Raw genomic sequence first — 245 nt, forward strand, 5'->3', positions numbered from 1 at the left:
GTGCAGCAGCGGGGTGAGCACGACCAGGCGCTGCCCGGCCTTGACGGGGTGCCGGCCGCCGATGACCGTGTCGGTGAGCGCCTGGCGTTCGAACGCGGCGGCCGTCGGCCACAGCCGCAGCGCCTCGTTGAGCACCTGGCGCACATAGCGCAGCCGGCCGACGTCCTCGTAACTCGGCTCCGGGTCCTCCTCGTCGCCCCACAGCGCGTCCACCTCGGCCTGGGCCAGACGGAGCACCACCGGGT

The 245-nt window shown here is 73.9% G+C and carries 1 protein-coding gene; it reads right to left on the reverse strand.

Annotated elements, in window-relative coordinates:
• A partial coding sequence (locus tag ACSNOK_RS35695) for a cytochrome P450 (protein WP_436784818.1) occupies nt 1–245 on the reverse strand: 245 nt, incomplete at both ends.

Source organism: Streptomyces sp. URMC 126 (genome assembly GCF_051386555.1).
Lineage (GTDB): Bacteria > Actinomycetota > Actinomycetes > Streptomycetales > Streptomycetaceae > Streptomyces.